Source organism: Flavobacterium sp. ARAG 55.4 (assembly GCF_051846875.1).
Taxonomy (GTDB): Bacteria; Bacteroidota; Bacteroidia; order Flavobacteriales; family Flavobacteriaceae; genus Flavobacterium; species Flavobacterium plantiphilum.
On sequence record NZ_JBPYCT010000009.1, the window covers coordinates 97458 to 115707 of the forward strand.

14 protein-coding genes and 1 pseudogene are annotated in these 18250 nt (G+C 35.5%); 7 read left to right on the forward strand and 8 right to left on the reverse strand.

Features of this window, described 5'->3' with window-relative positions; translation table 11 throughout:
- Positions 1-192: 192 nt before the first annotated feature.
- From ACSV4D_RS11235 to ACSV4D_RS11250, 4 genes are all read right to left on the reverse strand, one after another.
- Complete coding sequence (locus tag ACSV4D_RS11235; RefSeq protein ID WP_439228360.1) at positions 193-2139, reverse strand: RagB/SusD family nutrient uptake outer membrane protein; 1947 nt, start codon at positions 2137-2139, stop codon at positions 193-195.
- Between the two features lie 12 nt (positions 2140-2151).
- Positions 2152-5247 carry a SusC/RagA family TonB-linked outer membrane protein gene (locus tag ACSV4D_RS11240; protein ID WP_439228361.1) on the reverse strand — a complete coding sequence of 1032 codons (3096 nt, stop codon included), beginning with the start codon at positions 5245-5247 and terminating at the stop codon, positions 2152-2154.
- A 292-nt stretch (positions 5248-5539) separates the two neighbouring features.
- Positions 5540-6142: an NAD(P)H-dependent oxidoreductase gene (locus tag ACSV4D_RS11245; RefSeq protein ID WP_439228362.1), complete on the reverse strand. Its 603-nt coding sequence runs from the start codon at positions 6140-6142 to the stop codon at positions 5540-5542.
- Positions 6143-6202: 60 nt separating this feature from the next.
- On the reverse strand, positions 6203-7237 hold the full coding sequence (locus ACSV4D_RS11250; protein ID WP_439228363.1) for an MsnO8 family LLM class oxidoreductase: 1035 nt from the start codon (positions 7235-7237) through the stop codon (positions 6203-6205).
- A 173-nt stretch (positions 7238-7410) separates the two neighbouring features.
- On the opposite strand from ACSV4D_RS11250, the gene ACSV4D_RS11255 reads away from it, so the two are divergent.
- From ACSV4D_RS11255 to ACSV4D_RS11265, 3 genes are all read left to right on the forward strand, one after another.
- Positions 7411-7971, forward strand: coding sequence for a DUF6642 family protein (locus ACSV4D_RS11255; RefSeq protein WP_439228364.1), 561 nt, complete (start codon positions 7411-7413; stop codon positions 7969-7971).
- A gap of 69 nt (positions 7972-8040) precedes the next feature.
- Positions 8041-8541 carry a 2'-5' RNA ligase family protein gene (locus ACSV4D_RS11260; RefSeq protein ID WP_439228365.1) on the forward strand — a complete coding sequence of 167 codons (501 nt, stop codon included), beginning with the start codon at positions 8041-8043 and terminating at the stop codon, positions 8539-8541.
- A gap of 85 nt (positions 8542-8626) precedes the next feature.
- Positions 8627-9772: a saccharopine dehydrogenase family protein gene (locus ACSV4D_RS11265; protein ID WP_439228366.1), complete on the forward strand. Its 1146-nt coding sequence runs from the start codon at positions 8627-8629 to the stop codon at positions 9770-9772.
- A 107-nt stretch (positions 9773-9879) separates the two neighbouring features.
- On the opposite strand, the gene ACSV4D_RS11270 is transcribed toward ACSV4D_RS11265, so the two are convergent.
- Complete coding sequence (locus ACSV4D_RS11270) at positions 9880-10908, reverse strand: LacI family DNA-binding transcriptional regulator (RefSeq protein WP_439228367.1); 1029 nt, start codon at positions 10906-10908, stop codon at positions 9880-9882.
- 200 nt (positions 10909-11108) lie between these two features.
- On the opposite strand from ACSV4D_RS11270, the gene ACSV4D_RS11275 reads away from it, so the two are divergent.
- The 4 genes from ACSV4D_RS11275 to fucP all read left to right on the forward strand — a co-directional run bounded on the left by ACSV4D_RS11275 (position 11109) and on the right by fucP (position 15174).
- On the forward strand, positions 11109-12125 hold the full coding sequence (locus tag ACSV4D_RS11275) for a zinc-binding alcohol dehydrogenase family protein (protein WP_439228368.1): 1017 nt from the start codon (positions 11109-11111) through the stop codon (positions 12123-12125).
- 1 nt (position 12126) lies between these two features.
- Entirely contained in the window at positions 12127-12954 is an 828-nt protein-coding gene (locus tag ACSV4D_RS11280) for an amidohydrolase family protein (RefSeq protein ID WP_439228369.1), read from the forward strand.
- Positions 12955-12957: 3 nt separating this feature from the next.
- Positions 12958-13749: an SDR family oxidoreductase gene (locus ACSV4D_RS11285; RefSeq protein ID WP_408081883.1), complete on the forward strand. Its 792-nt coding sequence runs from the start codon at positions 12958-12960 to the stop codon at positions 13747-13749.
- A 96-nt stretch (positions 13750-13845) separates the two neighbouring features.
- Entirely contained in the window at positions 13846-15174 is a 1329-nt protein-coding gene (gene fucP / locus ACSV4D_RS11290) for an L-fucose:H+ symporter permease (RefSeq protein WP_439228370.1), read from the forward strand.
- Between the two features lie 69 nt (positions 15175-15243).
- Here the strand turns inward: fucP and ACSV4D_RS11295 are convergent.
- The 3 genes and pseudogenes from ACSV4D_RS11295 to ACSV4D_RS11305 all read right to left on the reverse strand — a co-directional run bounded on the left by ACSV4D_RS11295 (position 15244) and on the right by ACSV4D_RS11305 (position 18171).
- Positions 15244-15837 (reverse strand): annotated as a pseudogene (locus ACSV4D_RS11295) (2OG-Fe(II) oxygenase).
- Positions 15838-15925: 88 nt separating this feature from the next.
- Positions 15926-16678 (reverse strand): hypothetical protein, encoded by a 753-nt coding sequence (locus ACSV4D_RS11300; protein WP_439228371.1) that lies wholly within the window; start codon positions 16676-16678, stop codon positions 15926-15928.
- Positions 16679-16707: 29 nt separating this feature from the next.
- A complete protein-coding gene (locus ACSV4D_RS11305; RefSeq protein ID WP_439228372.1) occupies positions 16708-18171 on the reverse strand; it encodes a magnesium chelatase in 1464 nt (487 codons plus the stop codon).
- Between the last annotated feature and the right edge of the window lie 79 nt (positions 18172-18250).

Below are 18250 nucleotides of genomic sequence, written 5' to 3' on the forward strand. Positions count from 1 at the left end.
CTAAAAAAATTCATAGATATTTTTTCTATGAATTTTTTAAATTATAATCTAACAAAAATTAAAAGCCGAGAGTAACCAGCTCTCGACTTAAAAACCAAAAAATACTAATTAAAACACACATTGTTTTTAAAATATTAATACCAATTGAAATAACAGATTCTTTTCATATTGGTACTAATAAATTATCTAATATTAGTTGTAACCTGGATTCTGATATGCTGCTTTATCAGCATCACTCATCTCCATTAAATCTATCTGACCCTGAGGAATTGGACGCAAATAGTGATAGGGTTCAATAGTTCTGGTAACAATCTGTGGCGTATGCTGACCATAATTTGAACCACCTATTGAGTAGGTACCAGCAAGCTCATTCCATTTTTGAGTTCTTACTAAATCATACCAGCGGTATCCTTCACCGTAATATTCACGGGAACGTTCAGCCAGAATATAATTTATAGTAATTACAGCAGGAGTTGCACTTGTCAATACGGCACTATTATCTGCATTTTTAACCATATTACCATTATTGTCCCAACGCCATTTTCCTGCACGAGCACGAATTACATTGATAAGATTTCTAGCAGTCATAGAACCTGTCGCCCCTTTTACTGCTGCTTCAGCTGCAACAAAATAAAGTTCTGAGAATTTAGCTATTGGGAAAGGTCTCGTACTTCCGGCATTAGGCTGACCTAAGCCTCCATCATTATCTGTACGGTATGGTCCTAATTTCCACAATCCCGGATATACAATTCTGCTTATTCCTTGTGGAGAAATTACATAGTCAGCTCTTCCTGGCAAAGTTCCGGCACCTACACCATTATCACCTGCTCCTGAAGGATAAGTAATTGATGTAGCAGGCTCATTATTAAGAAAACTTACAATTGCATCACCCGGATTTACCGGTAATGAATTTGCATTGTAAAGTGTCGTGACATCGGTTAACCCTGTACCTTTTAGATTCCAGTTTCCACGGTAAACAGTTGTAAACGTCCCATCATATCTGGAATCATTTGTTTTGTCAGCAAAAGTATTAGTAAAAACTTCGATAGGTGGTGCCATTCTTGTCCATGGACGTCCTAAAAACTGATCAGCTGCACGCTGTACTGTAGAAACAGATGCCCCTGCACCATTTTTACTTCTTATCGCTGTATAATTCCATGTCCCCATCCATCCGGCAAAATTATCAGGTGAACCACCACTTCCATAAGTAAGGCTGGCACCATTATAATATTCACTCTCTTCAGTATGATCTGCATACAACATCATTTCCTTATTGCGATCATTAACACCTAAATTAACATCATAATAGTAATCTAATAATCCGTAAGACCCAGGATTGTTAATTCCTTCTAAAGCAATATCATAAGCTTTTTGAAAATACCATTGTGCATTGTGTCCATCCGGATCTGTTCTTGGCGTTTCAGGATAAGTTGGAATATTATTTGGATTTTCTAACCACCAGGCATACGTTAAATATGCTTTTGCTAAATACAAACGAGCTAATGTTTTAGTTGCCGTTCCTGTTAATCTTGGAACATCAGGCAATTCATTCACAGCCGTTACCAAATCCGGAAAAATGGCTTTAGTATAGACTTCTGTTACTGTATTTCGTTTAGAAGATCTTGATGGTTTATTGTTAAATTTAAGTTCACCTGCTCCCAAATCTAAAGGTACACCACCAAAATTCTGTACCAGTAGAAAATAATCAAAAGCTCTGAAAAACCTGGATTCGGCAATTAAGCTGCTTGCCACTCCCACTTCCGCTCCATTTTCAATAATACCGCTGGCAGTATTAATATCATTGTAAGAATTGTTCCAGACTACGTCAGCCCTGCTCGAATTAGGATTAATAACTCCTACTCCTGACAAATCATGATCCTTAAAATTTCCGTCAGCACTCTGTGCATAAGTATGTTCATCTGTACCGGTTTGAACAGAATTGTAATAATAAGCCTGACCGTATATCCAGCGTAAATGAGCATAGTGCGAAGTTAACCCTTGTATTACACCCTGTTCTGTTTTAAAATAGCCCGGTTCATAAAAGTCATGTGGTTTTTCTTCTAAAATATCAGAGCAGCCTGCAAAGGAGAACAAAACTACTGATCCTATAATTAATTTTTTAAAAATATATCGTTTCATGGTTGTTCCTTATTAAAATGTTAAATTAAGTCCGATTAAATAATTTCTGGTTGAAGGAGTGTTCGTTCCAATAACCAAAAACCTTCGCTGGTATGAGTTTACTGCCTGATTTTCATCTCCAAATGAATTAGTTTCTGGATCCATTCCGGATTGTTTATGATAAGGAGAGAACAGTACAAAAGGATTTTGCGCTGTAAAATAAAGCCTTAATTTTTCAATACCTAAATCTTTCATGAATTGCTGATCTAATGTATATCCTAATGTTAATGCTCTGATTTTTACATAAGACGCATCAAAATATCCCATTGCTGACATATATTTAGGATTATCACCACTTCTTATCCCTCTTGGATTAGGAAATTCGGCATCTCTGTTATCCGGTGTCCAGTAATCTACGTCAACATTGCTTCTTCTTCCATTAAGTAAATTAAGGTAACTTGCTCCACCATAAAGGGTACTGATTAATACTCCGCCGCTTTTAAATGCCCCAACAGCAGAAAAATCGAAACCTTTGTAGCTTAAATTGGTATTAAATCCTCCCTGAAAATCCGGGTCAGTATCTATAATTTGTCTGTCACTTGCATTAATAGCACGTGTAGGAGAACCATCCGCGTTATAATCTCCCGTATATTTAACTTTGATAGATCCTACAACTGTTCCCTGATCATTTATTCCTGTTGGACCAGGTTCTAATATTGACATATAAGGATCACCTTCCTGCCAGATACCCACTTTTTCATAATCATATATAGAATTAATATTATGACCTACAAACCAGGAATTCCCTTCATCTCTGGTAGCTCCTGATGCCAGTTTGACTAGCTTATTATTATTAGCATATAAATTCAAACCAACAGACCAGCTCAAACCTTCCGGATTATCGATAATGACTCCGTTTAATGCTATTTCGAAACCATTATTTTCAGTCTCTCCAACATTTGCAACATAACTTCCCACTCCCGATGTTGCTGGGAGATTTACTCTTTGCAGAATATCTTTTGTATTGGTCCTGTAATATTCAATCGTACCGGATAAACGATTATTAAAGAATCCGAAGTCCAGTCCATAATTCCATGTTGTAGAAAATTCCCATCCTAAATTTGGATTTGGCAATTCAGTAACATATACACCCGTTGAATTGGTGTTACCAAAGTTATAAGGCCTTGTACTCAAAGCACCTAAAGTAGCATATGGATTAACAGCCTGATTAGAAGTCTCACCGTATCCTGCACGGAATTTTAATAAATTAACCCATGAAAGATTTTTCATAAAAGATTCATTAGAAACGGTCCATCCTGCAGAAACAGCCGGATAAGTTACCCATTTATTTCCTTTAGCCAATCGCGATGAGCCATCTGAACGAACAGTTGCTGAAATGAAGTATTTATTATCATAGGAATACATCGCTCTTGCCATATATGAACTCAATCCCCATTGCGTATAATCCTGATCTGCTGGATTTATAACTGCTTCTTCTTCACTTTGTCCTAAGTTATAAAATTGAAATGCATCAGAAGTAATTCCGTTTCTTGTTATACGGGAAGTATTGCCTGTAAACTGTTCATTCGAATATAATCCTACAAAATTTACAGTGTGCTTGTCAGCAAAAGTTTTATCATAAGTTAACAGGTTTTCAATTAGCCATTGAGTTGACATAGTATTGCTGATTGAAGCATTTGAAATCGTTGCTGGATTAACATCAAACACACCCTGACCTTCGTAATAACCGCTGTTAGAGGTACGAAAGTTTAATCCGGCATTCATACGATATTTTAACCCTTCAACTCCTGGAATCTTAACCTCACCAAATATATTGTTATAAGAACTAAAAGCCCTTGTTTGATTCACATAGGAATCTCCTAAACCTTCAATTGTATTTCTTGTATATACCCAATTTTCGTCAGCTCCCATTCTAACTGTTCTTTTTAGTGATCCGTCTGTATTATATGGATTAGCTAAAGGTGAAGTACCTAAGATAGTTCCAGTACCAATATTATCTCCATTTGTAATAGCATAATTACTATTAGTATTAAATCCAATATGTATAGATTTCCCAAGTTGCTGATCTAAACCTGCTCTTAATGTAAAACGTTCGTATTTTTGACCCGGTAATACAGACTGTTCTTTATAATATCCTAAACCTGCATTGTATGTGCCATTTTCACTGCCTCCTGAAATGCTAACATCATGACTACTCATCTCACCCGATCCATATAATAAATCCTGCCAGTCAATATTGGTATCCCTTGTTTCGTCTACACCATCAGTATATAAAGTCGAATAATCACGGAGTGCTGCAAACTTAGCACCGTCCATCATATCATATTTTCCAAAAACCTGCTTGATACCAGTGAAACCATTATAAGTAAAGGTAGCTTTCTGATTTTTACGTCCTTTATTAGTTGTAACTAATATTACCCCATTCGCTCCTCTTGACCCATAAATGGCAGTAGCTGAAGCATCTTTCAATATATCAACAGATTTAACATCAACCGGATTAATATCTCCAATCTGCCCTGCAAAAGGAACTCCGTCAAGGACTACTAAGGGATCATTACTGCCCGTAAGTGATCTGGTTCCACGAATACGGATTTGCATAGCCGCCCCTGGTTTAGAGGAAGTCTGTGTGAGCTCTACCCCCGGTAATCTACCTTGTAATGCTTGTGTTATGTTGGCAGATTGTACTTCATTAAGTTCTTTTCCTCCTATAGAAGCAACAGATCCTGTTACCGCTTCTTTCCTTTGCGTTCCGTATCCAATAACCACTACTTCTTTCAAAGCATTCGAATTTTCCTCTAAAACAACATTGATTTTAGTTTGTCCTTTTACAGTTACCTCTTTAGTATCTAAACCCACAAAACTAAAGACAAGAATGCCATTAGAAGGTACATCTTTAATCGAATAGGCACCATCAAAATTTGTCATTACTCCTGTACTCGTCCCTTTGATTAAAACATTTGCCCCCGGAATGGGACCATTTGCATCAGAGACAACTCCAGAAACTGTTGATTGAGCATTAGCTCCAACAGAAAACAAAAACATCAAAACAAGAAACCCCAAATGTTTCATATGCTTTGATTCACTTTTAATAATAAAAAAGTTCGTCATAAAAATAATTTAGTTGGTTAATTAATAAAGTATTAAACACTGTTTTATCTATTTCATATTTTCCTTAATAAAGGAATAAAAATCTTACATAATAAAACTCTACAGCATTTTAACATTACAAACATACAAAATTTACACAATCGGTTGCATTTTTTTTGATAAAAAAAAGCATTATTTTTTATCATTAATAAAATAATGCTTGTTTTATTCAAGAATAATCGAACCAAAAACAAACAAAACAGTTAATCTGATAAGTATGACTTCTTGAATTTATTTGTTTTCCACAAACAACCTAAACACTTTCAATTACATCCTCTAATGGTCGTCTTAACTTAGGTGTAACTTCAAGTCGGTTGTGATCATCTGCTGCTGCATAGCCCACCGCCATAGCAAAAAGTGGTTTATAAACAGTCATCTCAAGAATAGCAGCATATTTATCCGTTTCTATTCCTTCCATTGGGGTGGCATCCAGTCCAAAAGCAGCAGATGCATTCAATCCTACTCCCAAAGCAATATAAACCTGCTTTGCCATCCATGTTTTTAAATCTGCTTCGGGAGTGTTTTTTCTAAGACTGTTATACCAGTCCTTATGTCTGTCAGAGAGTACACCGCAGTCTACCACTTCCTGAAAGGCATCCAGATCATCTGCCACGCTAAAAACTACCAATAAATCTGCCTGGTTTACTTTTTCTACATTGTGCATTGAAACAGCTGCCAGTTTTTCTTTTATTGCGGGATTTTGTACAAACGTAAATTTCCAGGGCTGGATGTTTATAGAAGAGGGTGCCAGACGCAAAATTTCTTTAAGATCGTCAATAATTTCCTGAGGTATCTTTTTACTGCTGTCAAACTTTTTCGCAGAATATCGTATTTGGGCTAATTCTAAAGGATTCATATTTATATATTTTTAAGCTTTTTGTTTAAACAAATAATTGGATTATTTATGATTTTATTTTTAACTAAATGTATTCTTAAAGAAGACCTCTGCCAGTAATCTGTTGGATTTTAAACGCTCCTGATGATTTCCGGTAATGGTTTGTATCATAATCTCATGAGCTCCAAAAGCTGTTGCTATCTGATTAATCCAGTCATATAATTTATCAGGAGTTGCTGCTAAAAATCGTGGAGGCTGTCTGGGATCAATCAGGTTAATTTCAGGCGAACGGAACTTGTTTCCCAGTAGTATTAAAGCTGTTTCTTCGTCTTCCAACAGACTTTGCGTATCTCCTTCTGTTTTTAAGCGATGTTCAAATAACTGATAAGGCGCTGTCATTCTATGGGCTTTTTCTTCTGTTTCGGCAGCAAAAACATTCAGTGCCAATATTAATTCAGGTTTTTGTTTCGCCGAATAATCAGACGGCGTAAATTCCTTATGGTAATTTTGTACAATGTTAAAAGACATAGCCGGATTTATAAATCCTGCAAACACATATCGTAAACCCAGACTGGCAGCTGTTTTTGAACTCCATGAACCCGAACCCAGTAACCAAAAATCAGGTGAAGTACCATTATTGTAAGATATAATTTCAGAAAAAGGGTTTTCATCATCAAAATCCTGATGCATCCAGTTCAGAAGTTCCACTACTTGTTGTTCAGAATCATCATTTTTTTTGGAACCAACAAACCGATAACGTTGTAAAGCTAAATCACTAATCATTCCTGTTGACGCTCTTCCTATTCCCATGTCTATCCGGCCGGGAAATAATTCTTCCATAGTGTTGAAAATCTCAGCAACTTTAAACGGACTGTAATGATTCAATAATAAAGCACCTGATCCTACTTTAATTTTATGAGTATGAGCTGCTATAAAAGGTATCATCACTTCGGGACTGCGACCAGCGCCGGCTTTGGCTGCATAATGTTGTGCCAGCCAAAAACGGGTATAACCTAACTCATCAGCCTGTTTTGCTGTTTCAAGGGTATTCATCAAAGCCTGATGGCGGTCACCATTCTGTGGAACAATTGATAAATCCAGTATAGAAAGTCTCATAGTTTTATTATTAGGATTACAAAGTTAATATTGCTGATGATTTTATCAGCCCGATACGATTATTAATTATACTTAATACTATAAAAAGATAAAATCCCCTCTTATTTGAACAGATTGAATTTTAATAAAATGATACATTTGTAGTACTCAAACATTTTTAAAACAAAAACTACATGCTTAATGAGTCCTTTATTTTTTGTCTCGAAGGAGTTCCTGACGTAGACACTTATATTACTACAGAGGTTCTTAAAAACCTGGAACATTTAGCATTCGAACATAAAATTGCCAGTATATATAAAAGCTGCGACACCATTGAAGGACTTGAAGAAAGTTTAGGCGCTTTGTTATATGATGACCATAATTTTAAAGATTACAGAATAATCTATCTCGTTATGCCCGGGCAGGAAAACAACATTTGTCTCCACGATTATTATTATAGCTTAGAAGAAATAGCGGAATTGTTCGAAGGAAAACTCAAAGGCAAAATTGTTCATTTTGCTAACAAAAAAATTTTAGACTTATCTGCAGATGAAGCGCAATATTTTCTTGACATTACTGGTGCCAGAGCAATTTCCGGTTATGGTGCTAAATGGAACAAAGTAAGCAGCATACATCTTGACAAATTCTTTTTTAACTTATGTGATGAGCTGGATGATTTAGTGGAAATTGTAGAAGAATTACATCAAAAAAACTACGCACTCTGTAAATACCTTGATTTCAGATTGTATTATTAAGAAACGATGCAAAATAAATATTCACTTGTAATAAGTCCGCCGGAAACAATTATCTCCATAGTTAAATCTATGAAAGATCAATTAGCGGAAGAAATCGGCTGGTTCAACAGTAAAAATTCTCTGGCGCATATTACTATTAATGAATTTATGGCGTCAGAAAAACAGATTGAGTTTATAAAAAAAGAACTGATTCTTATTTGTGACAGCATAAAACCTGTTGCCGTTTCACTCAAAACTTTTGGTACCTATCCAAATGGTGCTTTTTTTCTGGCACCTGATGAAATTACAAAACCGGAATTAAAATCGATACTTCAATATGTAAATCAAGCCTTTAATACAAACACACGCTTTAAAAACAGCGAACCTCATCTGTCAATTGCACGCAAATTAAGTCCTGAGAAAATTGAAAAAGCCTATCGGTTATTTCCATCAGCTGTTGCGCTAAATTTTATTTGCGACAGCATTACGCTGCGCTGTTATAATCCTGATGTCAAACAATTTGAAATAGTAAGTTCCTTTTCTTTTAACAATAATCCGGATTCGTTTTACGGCCAGGGAACTTTATTTTAGTGCAGTTCATATGCCCTGCTAATTGATTAAATATAAAATTGTAACTTTAAGATTGCCAATATCCCCTCAGGGAAAACAATAATCTATGAAAAAGCACTACAACATTATTATTGCAGGAGCCGGAGGAATTGCTGAAGCAACCGGCTTAATTCTGGCTGAATGGAGTCAGGTTACACCAACAATATTTATTGGAAACCGGACACTTGCTAAAGCACAATCTGTAGCAGAATGGATTAAAAAAGGAACCACTAAAAACTGTACCGTTGAAGCTTTTTACTTTGCCGAAAATAAAATTACAGCTCAAATGCAGGCTGTTTTGACAAAAGGTGATATTATTTTAGACTGCCTTCCGGGAAGTGAAGCGCCTAGAATTGCCCGATTAGCCAGAGAATATCATTTGCATTACGCTAATCTAACCGAATATGTTGCCGAAACTGAGGAGATTAAATCTTTAGCCAAGGAAGCTAAAACAGGTTTTATTTTACAAACAGGAATCGCTCCAGGTTACATTAATGTACTTGCTAATTCCCTTTTTCAAAAATTCTGCAGCGAGCATCAAACAGATACTGTCGAGAAACTGGAGTTTAAAGTTGGAGCATTGACAAAAAATGCTGTTGCTCCACATTATTATGGTTTTACCTGGAGTCCTGTGGGAGTCGCAACAGAATATCTTAAAAAAGCTACCGTTTTAAGAAATTATAAAAAAACCGAAATCCCTGCCTTATCTGAAAGAACTTCTGTTATCCTTAACGGAATTATGTATGAAGCTGATTTAACTTCAGGCGGTGCAGCAGATTTACCGGATGCCTTATGTGGTAAAGTCCGTAATCTAAATTACAAAACACTCCGTTTCCCAGGGCATTACGACTGGATACATAAACAATTAATTACAATAGGAAATCACGAAAATACCATTCAGGAATTACAAAATATTATGCAAAAGAAAATTCCGCTCATTGAAGAAGATCAGATTATTTTGTATGCTGCTGTTGAAGGCAGAGATAAAAAAGGTATTTTAAGAAGAAAAGAAGTTCACAAATGCATCTTACCTCAAAGGATAGGGAACTACACTCTAAGAGCAATACAAACCACTACTTCAGCTCCTTTGGTACAATCAGCTCAACTATTACTTGATAATAATCTTAAAGGTATTATTCTTCAGAGTCAGTTGGAAACCGAATCTTTTTTAAATGGAAATTTCATCGTTCCTGTTTATGGAAAAACAGAATAGTATTAAAAATACCGAGTCAAAAAAAATTGAAAATAGAAACCTTTTTTCTTATATTTTACAATCCTTTTAATTACTCCAATTAGTGTCCCAAAAGTCCCTATGGTTATCTATTCTACATTCTTATCAGAAGACTGCCTGATAATCAATTCAGGTTCTAATATAATACGGCTTACTGTTTTTTTCTTTGTTTTTTTCATTCGCTCTAAAAAAGCTTCGGCAGCTAATTTCCCTATTTGGTCACTATGCTGATTCACTGTTGAAATGGAAGGCTGTGTTAATGAGGTAAAAGGTTCGTCACTAAAACCGATCAAAGCAATTTCTTCAGGAACTTTAATATTATTTTCTAAAAGGACCTGCAATGCTCCCAGTGCCGCAATATCACCTGCCACATAAACTGCATCGGGTTTTTCAGGAGCGTCTAGCAATTGCTGCATAATACGTCGCCCATCATCAATGCGCAGATTACTTTCAATAATCCAATCTTCCTGAATAGACAAATTCCATTTTTCCAGCGCATCTTTGTATCCTCGAATTCTTTCCTTATAAATCCGGATATGATGAAATCCTGCAATATGTGCAATGCGTTTGCAGTTTTGAGAAACCAGATGATCAACAACCAGATGACTACTTTTATAATCATCAATCCCTACATAATCCACATTCAGTTCCTCCTCACCCCTATCAAACAAAACCAGTTCCGTTCCTTTGGATTTAATTTTTTCGTAATATTCTAAATCAATCGTTTCATTAGCCATAGAAGCAATAATCCCGTCAACCTGGATTTTCAATAAAGTGTCTATTTCCTGACATTCTTTAGCATACAATTCATTCGACTGAGTCATAATAATATTATAACCGTTTAAATTCAGTACTTTTTCAATATTCTCGACTACCGAAGAAAAAAAATGACTGTTGACACGGGGAATAATTACGCCAACTAAATTGCTTTTCCCTTTGCGTAAAGCACTGGATAAAAAGTTAGGCTGATAATCCAATTCCTGCGCCACCTGCCTTACTGCAATTTTAGTCTTATCGCTAATTCGGGGATGATCACTCAGAGCTTTTGAAACTGCAGAAGGTGTTAAACCTAAAACTGCTGCGATATCTTTTATTGTGGATTTTTTTTTATTCTCCAATTAGTTTTTATATTTGTTCAATCGATTGAACAAAAATAGAAATTTTAACGAGAAACACAATTCCTGTCAGTTGTGTTTTTTTTATTTAAAAAATGATTTAAAGATTCAGGAGAAAACAGCATCGCACATAGTTTGCCGGTAAACAACTCTAAAACAAAAGCGATAATATCAATGACCAACAACAAATAACTTTTACATATATGAAATACATTGTTTGCGAAAAGCCAGGTGAATTTATTTTAAAAGAAAAAGAAGCTCCTGTCAGAAAAGAAAATGAAGCCTTATTACAAATCAACAAGGTTGGGATTTGTGGTACTGATTTACACGCTTATGGCGGAAATCAGGCCTTTTTTACATATCCCAGAATCTTAGGTCATGAATTAGCCTCTACGGTACTCGAAATTGGAGATAATCCCAGAGGAATTAAAGCAGGTGACAATGTTGTAGTAATGCCTTATGTGAGCTGCGGTACTTGTATTGCCTGTAGAAATGGAAAAACAAACTGCTGTACAAACATTAAGGTTTTAGGTGTTCATGCCGATGGCGGGATGCAGGAACAAATTACAGTTCCGGCTTCTATTCTTTTGCCTGCAAACAATTTAACTGATGACCAAATGGCTATTGTAGAACCCTTAGCAATTGGAGCACACGCTATACGCAGAGCAGCCATTGTTCCCGGCGAAACAGTTGCGGTAGTAGGTTGTGGACCTATTGGAATCGGGATTATGAAGTTAGCTCAAATTGCCGGTGCAAAAGTAATTGCTATTGATATGAATGAGCAACGTCTGGCTTACGCCAAAGATAAAATCGGAGTAGATTTCACTGTAAAAGCAGGCGAAAATACGGTTGAAGAAATTACTAAAATCACGAATGGCGATTTATGTACCGCTGTTTTTGATGCTTCGGGACATAAAGGTGCTTTAGAAATCTGCCCTGATTATATGTCACATGGTGGACGTTTTGTTCTTGTAGGTTTATCTAAAGGAGAATTGACTTACAGCCACCCTGCTATTCACGCTAAAGAAATGACTTTAATGTGCAGCCGAAATGCTACTACAGAAGATTTTGAACACGTAATCAGTGTTTTAGACCAATTCCCAACAGAATCTTATATTAGCCATACAGTTCCTTACACAGAAATGATTGCAAATTTTGACAGTTGGTTAAACCCTGCAACAGGCGTTATTAAAGCTACGGTCGATTTTAAATTAAAATAATATGGTAGTAGATTCGCATCAGCATTTTTGGATTTACGAAGCAGAAAAACATGCCTGGATTGACGATAACATGAAAGTCATTCGTAAAAATTTTCTGCCTGAAGATTTAAAATTGGTTTATCAGCAAAATGACGTTGATGGTTGTGTAGCGGTACAGGCAGACCAAACCTTAGCCGAAACGGATTTTCTTTTGGATTTAGCTAAAAAAAATGATTTTATCAAAGGAATTGTAGGCTGGGTTGACTTAAGAGCCTCTGATATTGACACGGTTTTAAAACACTACAGTCAATTTCCAAAACTAAAAGGATTCAGACATGTGGTGCAAGGTGAAGCCGATCATAATTTTATGCTTCGCCCCAATTTCCTAAACGGAATTGCTGCTTTAGAAAAATACAATTTCACTTATGATATTTTAATTTTTCCACATCAGTTAGGCGCTGCATTAGAATTAGTTCGCCGTTTTCCAAATCAGAAATTCGTTATTGATCACATTGCAAAACCATACATAAAAGATGGGTTTTATGATGGTTGGGCAGCTTTAATGAAAACAATAGGTCAATATCCAAATGTGTACTGCAAATTATCCGGAATGACCACAGAAGCCGATTACAACACTTGGACACCAGAACAAATTGAGCCTTATATGCAATTGGTTTTAGATGCTTTTGGCACTGACAGAATCTTATTTGGTTCTGATTGGCCAGTGTGCTTAGTCGCTGGAAACTATACAAAAACAAAAGAATTAGTAACCCAATTTATTGCAAAATTAAGTTCAGAGGAGCAAGCTGCCATTATGGGTGGAAATGCAATTAAATTTTATAACTTATAAATAATGGATTTAGGATTAAAAGGAAAAGTAGTCGTTATTACCGGGGCTGCAGGAATTAAAGGAAGTATTGGAGAAACTATTTTACAGCATTTAGCTGCCGAAGGTGCAATACCAGCAGTGATTGACAGAAATGATCGTGGATTTGCCTATGTAGAAGAATTACAACAAAAAGGAATTGACGCCTTATTTTGCAAAACAGACGTTACTAATCCTGAGCAAATTGAAAAAGCAATTGCCGAAATTACTGCAAAATACGGTCGAATTGATGCTTTAATCAATAATGTAGGTGTTAATGACGGAGCAGGATTAGATGCTTCTTATGAAGAATTTATGGATTCTTTAAAGCTCAATATGGTGAGTTATTTTCTAACGGTGAAACACGCACTTCCTTACCTTAAAGAATCGAAAGGACCTATTTTAAATATTGGTTCTAAAGTAGGCTTAACAGGTCAGGGTGGTACTTCGGGTTATGCTGCTGCAAAAGGTGGCGTGTTAGGTTTAACCCGCGAATGGGCCGTAGATTTAATCAAGCATTCGATAAGAGTGAATGCCGTAATCATTGCCGAAAGCTGGACTCCCGCTTATGACACCTGGATTAAAACACTGGAAAACGGTGAAGAAAAACTGAAATCTATTGTCAAAAAAATTCCTTTGGAAAACAGAATGACTACACCTGATGAAATTGCAGATACCTGCTTGTTTACCATTTCAGAAAGATCATCACATACTACAGGGCAATTCATCTTTTGTGACGGTGGTTACGTTCATTTAGACCGCTCGTTACTAACCGAATAATACTATTTCAACTGTGAAAGAACAAATCTTATTCTGATAGGATTTGTTCTTTTTCTTGACAAACCAGACCAAAAACCATTATTAAACGTATACCAAATGACAAAAACTTCAAAAATCCCTGTAGTAAAAAAGGAACTACTTTTCCCGTTTATTATCATCACATCTTTATTTGCCTTGTGGGGAGTTGCTAACGATTTGACCAACCCAATGGTTTCTGCATTTAAGAAAGTAATGCCTGAGTTATCTAACATGCAAGCCTCACTTGTACAGTTTGCATTCTATTTTGGCTATTTTTTTATGGCTTTGCCGGCAGCTTTATTCATTCGAAAATACAGCTATAAATCCGGAATTATTTTAGGGCTTTGCCTGTATGCTTCGGGAGCATTTTTATTTTACCCGGCTGCCGCTTATCAGGACTATAACTTTTTCTTAATATCCTTATGGGTAATCACCTGTGGGCTAGCGTTTTTAGAAACAACATCTAATCCTTTAATTTTAGCTTTAGGAGATACAGAAACCGCTACTCGCCGGTTAAATTTGGCACAATCTTTCAATCCGGTTGGTTCCTTAATGGGAATGATTGTGGCACAGCAATTTGTTATTTCAGCCTTGCGTTCTGACGATAAAGATGCTTCGGGAGCCTTAATTTATGATACTTTATCTGAAACTGCAAAAGCTACAGTTCGTGAAAACGATTTGGGAATAATTAGTGTTCCTTACCTTCTTTTAGGAGGAGTTGTTTTAGTAATTATGACGATTATTATTTTTACTAAAATCCCAAAAACAGCGGATCATGATAAAATGTCTATTTCTGAATCTTTCCAAAAGTTATTTGCTAATAAGACTTATATTCAGGGAGTAATTGCTCAGGCATTTTATGTAGGAGCTCAAATCATGTGCTGGACATTTATTTTCCAATATGTCGACAATATCAACGAAAACCTACCGGAAAGTCAACAATTAACGGCTTCCTGGTTTAATATTTCGGCAATGATAATTTTCCTTACAGGCAGATGGATTGGAACAGCATTAATGAAAACTATTAATCCCTCAAAAATATTAATGCTGTTTGGTATTGGAGGGGTTCTTTTGTGTACAGGAACTATTTTACTTTCCGGAACTGCCGGTTTGTACTGCTTAGTAGGCATTTCATTATTCATGTCAATTATGTTTCCTACAATTTACGGGATTGCGTTAAAAGACATGGGAGACGAAGCCAAAATTGGTTCCGCAGGATTAGTAATGGCGATTGTAGGAGGTGCTTTAATGCCGGTTTTACAAGGAAGCATTTTAGACTGGGGCGGCCCCGGATTTTCAGATGTAAAAGTTTTAGGTTTCATTCCTGAAGTTAACTTTTCGTTTATTTTACCCTTAATTTGCTTAGCAGTTGTTGCTAATTATGGCCGAACAACTCTAAAAAAATAAGATTCAAAAATACCTTTTATAAAGCTCCATACCAATTGTCTTTAAGCAATTGCGTGGAGCTTTTTATAATTAATCACATTTTAACCAACCTGTGATACTCATTCTGGTGGTATTCGTGAGCAACACTTCGTGGAGTAATTCATCACTTTTAAAAAAAACTGTTTTTCCTTGTACTGGACTTATTTTTTAATTGTTATTGTCCTGATGAATCATTAATTCTCCTCCATCTTCGGGTTGCCAATTGCTGTTTAAATAGCTAATCATCGAAAATTTACGACTGGAATTGTTTTGAAACTGATCGAAATGCCTGAGATAAAAATCGCCTTTTTCGTATAAGGAATAATGAAATTCATAACCCGTAATTCCGGTGTAGCAACTTTGATTGAGGTAACGAATAAAATCTTCGATCTGTTTGAAAAACTCATTTTCAAACGCATTATTATGCTTTTTATCCAACCAGTAAATAGAATCGCTTCGAACAGCACTATCATAGGCAACAGTTTCTGAATTACCTGTTCCTGCTTCTTTCAATAAACTTTGTTTGTTTAAGGAAAATAAATTTTGTTTTAAATTATTGGCCAACTCATCACTCAAAAAGTGTTCAGAAATCCCCACTTTATTCTCAATATACGAAGCAATTAAAGCCTCAAAATTCTTTTCCATTTTGTCAATAGCTCCAAGTAGGGCCAGCAAGCGAATGTAAACTAAATATAACTCACATAGACTATCTAAAAAATATATTTAGTGCTTATTACCATAAATAAAAATCACTCAAGAAAGAAGGGTTTTCCTTATCTGCTTCATAATAATATACTCCAACTAATAATTTATTATTATCAATATCATCTTTCAATTTAGGATTAGAAACACGCCATTTTGTTTTACTTAAAATCTGAATCATTTCATCATCAATATCGCCTCCAAATCCACTTATTTCTTTAACCTGTGTACTTTTCAAATCATGATCTAAAGTTATTTCATAAATTCCATATTTTTTATCTAACTGAATTCCTTTAAACTGATTTAAATTAGCAGGGAAATTAGTAATATCAAGATACCTTGTTTTATTTGTATAATCAATATTTTTAGACTTCAATACTTCTAATATTTCCAATTCTATATCTTGTCGCTTACCATCTCTTCCATTTAAATAAAGTAAACCTGAACACATTCCAACACTATAATTCCCATCACTATCTTTTCTGGCATAGGCTACTAATTTTGTGTTTACCGGAATAAAAATATCACAAGATGTCCCCATACTTTTATCACTTCTCCCATAAACATATATAGATTTTAGCTTTTCACCTTTAAACAAATCGTTTATTTTGATATCAGCTCTGTAACTATTAGCATTTTTTTCATTTGGATATATTTTAGTTATAGTTACCATAGCCACAAAATCAGACTCAATATATTTTTCAGTCATATTTAAGAGACCGCAACTACAAGCCCATCCTGAAAACGAAATCAAAGAAAAAATTACAAATAGAATATTTTTCATAACTATTAGAACTTATTATTTAACTAAAATTACAACTTACTGATATAACTTCCATAAATATCCTTAAACTGATACCCTTCGGTAATCCTGTCTTTGCTTAATTTTCGATATTCGACTAATCCCCAAAGAATAAATTCTTTCATGAAAAATTTATCTTCTTTTGCTAAATCACTTTGATATTCTTTTACCAGAATTTCCAGAGGTACGATAGCTCCTAAAATTTGTTGATATTCTTCATCTGTACAATCATCCGGCAATTCAAAACCGCTTTCAGCAAAAAACCATTCAATTAAATCGGAATAAGGGGTTTTATCATTTGGTTTTTCCAGCTTTTCTATCTTAGGAAAATATGCAGGAAACATCGTTTTTACAGCAGCAGCAATCAAATGTTCAGCAACAGCAGCAGCTCCCTCCTGCTCTCCTTCGTAAACCAATTCAACTTTTCCGGTAATAGCCGGAATAATCCCCATAAAATCTGACAACCGTAAAGTCGTTTTATCAACTCCTGCTTTCAATGCACGACGTTCAGCAGTGCTCAATAAATTTTCATAAGCCGTAATACTCATTCGGGCACTTACACCACTTTTATGATCAACATATTCACTTTCTCGGGCTTCAAAACTAATTTGTTCCAATAAATCTTTGGCTAATGAAGGAACATAAACCGTACTGTCCTGAGCAGCATCTAATTTGGCTTCCTGTTCCGTAATAGTTCTGGCTATTTTTAAAGTCTCCGGATAATGGGTTAATATCTGAGAACCAATTCTATCTTTCAAAGGTGTCACAATACTTCCACGATTTGTATAATCTTCAGGATTTGCCGTAAATACAAACTGCATATCAAGAGGTAACCGCAATTTAAATCCACGTATCTGGATATCGCCTTCCTGCAGAATATTAAACAAAGCCACCTGAATTCTGGCCTGTAAATCAGGTAATTCATTTATCACAAAAATACAGCGGTTGGCACGCGGAATCATCCCAAAATGAATTACTCGATCATCAGCATAGGATAATTTTAAATTAGCTGCTTTTATCGGATCGACATCACCTATTAAATCGGCTACAGTAACATCTGGAGTGGCTAATTTCTCAAAGAAACGTTCACTACGGTGCAACCAGGATATTGGAGTGGCATCTCCTTTTTCGGTAATTAAATCTTTGGCAAAACGGGAAATCGGGTTCAAAGGATCGTCATTGATTTCTGAACCTGTTACAAACGGAATGTATTCGTCTAATAATTCAATCATTTTGCGGGCCAGTCTGGTTTTAGCCTGACCGCGAAGTCCTAATAAATTGATATTATGACGGGACAAAATAGCGCGTTCTAACTCCGGAATTACCGTGTTTTCAAAACCATGAACGCCTTCAAAAGCAACTTGGCCTGTTTTTATTTTTTCGCGTAAATTGTTACGCAATTCATCTTTGATACTTTTACTTTGGTAACCCGAAGCTTTTAATTCGCCTAAAGTATTTATATTTTGTATTTTCATTTTTGAAATTTAAAGATTTAAAGATTGAATAATTTTAAAATTGTATTCTTATCTTATCATTGTATTCTATATTTTTCTA

Bases quoted from the DNA above. Each gene is read 5' to 3' on its own strand.
- ACSV4D_RS11235 (WP_439228360.1), bottom strand. From the start codon at position 2,139: ATGAAACGATATATTTTTAAAAAATTAATTATAGGATCAGTAGTTTTG.
- ACSV4D_RS11240 (WP_439228361.1), bottom strand. From the start codon at position 5,247: ATGACGAACTTTTTTATTATTAAAAGTGAATCAAAGCATATGAAACAT.
- ACSV4D_RS11245 (WP_439228362.1), bottom strand. From the start codon at position 6,142: ATGAATCCTTTAGAATTAGCCCAAATACGATATTCTGCGAAAAAGTTT.
- ACSV4D_RS11250 (WP_439228363.1), bottom strand. From the start codon at position 7,237: ATGAGACTTTCTATACTGGATTTATCAATTGTTCCACAGAATGGTGAC.
- ACSV4D_RS11255 (WP_439228364.1), top strand. From the start codon at position 7,411: ATGCTTAATGAGTCCTTTATTTTTTGTCTCGAAGGAGTTCCTGACGTA.
- ACSV4D_RS11260 (WP_439228365.1), top strand. From the start codon at position 8,041: ATGAAAGATCAATTAGCGGAAGAAATCGGCTGGTTCAACAGTAAAAAT.
- ACSV4D_RS11265 (WP_439228366.1), top strand. From the start codon at position 8,627: ATGAAAAAGCACTACAACATTATTATTGCAGGAGCCGGAGGAATTGCT.
- ACSV4D_RS11275 (WP_439228368.1), top strand. From the start codon at position 11,109: ATGAAATACATTGTTTGCGAAAAGCCAGGTGAATTTATTTTAAAAGAA.
- ACSV4D_RS11280 (WP_439228369.1), top strand. From the start codon at position 12,127: ATGGTAGTAGATTCGCATCAGCATTTTTGGATTTACGAAGCAGAAAAA.
- ACSV4D_RS11285 (WP_408081883.1), top strand. From the start codon at position 12,958: ATGGATTTAGGATTAAAAGGAAAAGTAGTCGTTATTACCGGGGCTGCA.
- fucP (WP_439228370.1), top strand. From the start codon at position 13,846: ATGACAAAAACTTCAAAAATCCCTGTAGTAAAAAAGGAACTACTTTTC.
- ACSV4D_RS11300 (WP_439228371.1), bottom strand. From the start codon at position 16,678: ATGAAAAATATTCTATTTGTAATTTTTTCTTTGATTTCGTTTTCAGGA.
- ACSV4D_RS11305 (WP_439228372.1), bottom strand. From the start codon at position 18,171: ATGAAAATACAAAATATAAATACTTTAGGCGAATTAAAAGCTTCGGGT.